Source organism: Bradyrhizobium sp., assembly GCF_019244115.1.
Taxonomy (GTDB): Bacteria; Pseudomonadota; Alphaproteobacteria; order Rhizobiales; family Xanthobacteraceae; genus Bradyrhizobium.
This window is the reverse complement of record NZ_JAFATE010000396.1, coordinates 1-2321: the sequence shown is the minus strand read 5'-3', so window position 1 is coordinate 2321 and position 2321 is coordinate 1. Positions and strand designations below refer to the sequence as shown.

Genomic DNA, 2321 nt, shown 5'->3' with positions numbered 1-2321 from the left:
GTCTTCGTAGGTCGGCTCGAAGCTCGCGAGGTCTTGCGCCGTGATCACGCCTCTGTTCGGGCGCCCTGAGGAATCCATGAGCTCGGAGCCGGTGGCAAAGCGTTCGATTGCCTCGGCGACAAACCCCTCCATGAAGGAGCGCCGCGCCGCGCGGATCCGCGCTTCGCGTCCGCCCTTGGCGGATTTGGCTTCCTTCAGGATGCGTTCGTAAGTGTCGGCGAGCACCGGATTTTTGAAAAGGCTGTCGGGTGTCGGGGCTTTTCCGCCCGGCATCCAGGTGGCGGCGGAGCTCGGCCAATATTGCGCGAAGAAAGGCGCGATATCGGTGATCGTCTGGCAGGTGCGCGCCAGCACCGGATGCCCATGGCGCGCATAGTGGATCGCGGGCGAAAGCACATCCTCGATGTCGAGCGAGCCGTGATCGGCAAGCAGCGCCATGTATCCCGCGAAGACGCCGGGCACCACGGTCGCGAGGAAGCCCGAGCCCGGAATGAGATCGAGCCCGAGCTTGCCGCGATAATGGGCGATCGTCGCGCCCTTCGGCGCCACGCCTTGGGCGCACAGCACCTGCGTCTTGCCGGTGCGCGCCGAGTGGAAGATCGCGGGCAAATCTCCGCCAGGCCCACAAAGCTGCGGCTCGAGGATCTGCAGCATGAGCCCGGTCGCCACGCAGGCATCGAAGGCGTTGCCGCCCTTCTCCAGCATCGACATGCCGACCGCCGAGGCGATCCAATGCGTCGAGGCGACGACGCCGAAAGTGCCTCTGATCTCGGGGCGGGTGGTGAACATTGAAGGCTCCGCTGCGGGGCATTAGGGGCGCAAGATTAGCCCTTATGTAGGGCGCGAGCTATGGCGCCGCCGAGGGGCTGATGCGATCGTAATGGGACAAGCTGCGTGTGATTTTTTAGGTCCTCCTGAATTGGAGCTTGAGCCGTTTGGGTTGACCCGATATTCTAGTCCGTATGACTAGAACTGCAAAATCGAACTTACCGAAACGCCGCGTTCCCATGCACCGGCCTCATCGCTGGGCGCTCCAGGATGCGAAAGCTCGCTTCAGTGAGCTGGTGCGGCGCGTGCGGAGCGACGGACCGCAGCATGTAACGGTGCATGGGCGAGATGAGGTCGTCGTTATCTCAGCAGATGAATTTCGCCGGCTCCAAGGCGAACCGACCGGCAAAGCCTTCGTCGCCGCCTTTCAGGCCTCGCCTTACCGCGAAATCGAAATTGAACCGAGGCGTGCGCGGTTGCCGGTGCGGGACGTTGATCTGTGACGGGTTGGTTGATCGACACCAACGTCCTCTCCGAGCTGCGACGTCCCAGACCAGAACGTAAGGTTGTGAGCTTCATTGAGGCTCAACCCGTCGAGATGCTCTATGTGAGCACCGCCACTTTCGCCGAAATCCGATTTGGAGTTGAAACGATTAGGGATCCGGGCCGGCGGGCGCAGATCAACGGTTGGCTTACCCACACGATACGCCCGATGTTCGGGCCGCGCCTTCTCGCCATCACGGAAGACATCATGTTGAAGTGGCGAGTTTTGCTTGAGGAAGGCCGGCGAGTCGGCCACACATTCTCACAACCGGACCTCATCATCGCCGCGACCGCGCTTCATCATGGCCTGACCGTCGTGACTCGCGATGTAAGCGACTACGAGCGCGCGCGAGCGCCGGTGCTCAATCCATGGACCGATCGCCGCGCGCGCATTCCAAAATAGTCGCGACATGCACCCTATTTCAGCTTGACGATCGTCGCGCCCAATATCTCGCCTGGCAGGCCACCATCGCTCGCTTGCAAGAGGATCGCGGCGCCGTCCGCGTCGAGCTTGCGGATATCGGCGGTGGCCACGTCGAATTTGCGGGCCTCGCCCTTCCAATCGCCGAGCTTGCGCAAATCGCGCGCGATGTTCGTGTAGGTGACGGTAGCGCCGGCATTTTCGCCGCGCCCGATGGCGACGCTCGCGGCCGAAATGATCGGCACGAGCCAGACCTGGGCGTCCTTCGTCTTCCCGGACGAGGCCGCGACATCAACATGGAGCTGATCGCCGCTGATCGTTCCTGTCACCGGCACCGCGAGAGGCGCGCTCACCGCGGTATCGATGGCTTCGTTATCCGAGCCCACCGCATGCGTAACCCCGTCGACGACGGCCTGCGGTGTATACACTTGCATGTCGCCGCGTGCCCTCGCATAGGCTTTTTGGCGCGCCGTGAAGACGGGCTTGGCGTAGCTGTCCTTCCAGCCGAGATAATCCCAATAGTCCACGGGCAGGGAAATGAGGACGTTCCCAGGGTCACGCGCGAGTTCGGCGGCGAGCCGGTCGGCGG

General features: G+C 62.9%; 4 protein-coding genes. 2 read left to right on the top strand and 2 right to left on the bottom strand.

Features of this window, described 5'->3' with window-relative positions:
- The coding region (locus tag JOZ76_RS17290; RefSeq protein WP_291700061.1) for a gamma-glutamyltransferase at positions 1 to 789 on the bottom strand (789 nt) is incomplete at its 3' end.
- A gap of 218 nt (positions 790 to 1007) precedes the next feature.
- Between JOZ76_RS17290 and JOZ76_RS17285 the strand changes: the two genes are divergently transcribed.
- Both JOZ76_RS17285 and JOZ76_RS17280 read left to right on the top strand, forming a co-directional pair.
- Entirely contained in the window at positions 1008 to 1271 is a 264-nt protein-coding gene (locus JOZ76_RS17285) for a type II toxin-antitoxin system Phd/YefM family antitoxin (RefSeq protein WP_291700059.1), read from the top strand.
- Between the two features lie 8 nt (positions 1272 to 1279).
- Entirely contained in the window at positions 1280 to 1714 is a 435-nt protein-coding gene (locus tag JOZ76_RS17280; protein WP_366938589.1) for a type II toxin-antitoxin system VapC family toxin, read from the top strand.
- Between the two features lie 14 nt (positions 1715 to 1728).
- Here JOZ76_RS17280 and JOZ76_RS17275 read toward each other — a convergent pair.
- Positions 1729 to 2321, bottom strand: a 593-nt coding sequence (locus JOZ76_RS17275) for a DUF1223 domain-containing protein (RefSeq protein WP_291700055.1), incomplete at its 5' end; no start/stop codon positions are given.

Excerpts from the sequence above, each read along its gene's own strand:
- JOZ76_RS17285 (WP_291700059.1), top strand. The coding sequence starts at position 1,008 with ATGCACCGGCCTCATCGCTGGGCGCTCCAGGATGCGAAAGCTCGCTTC.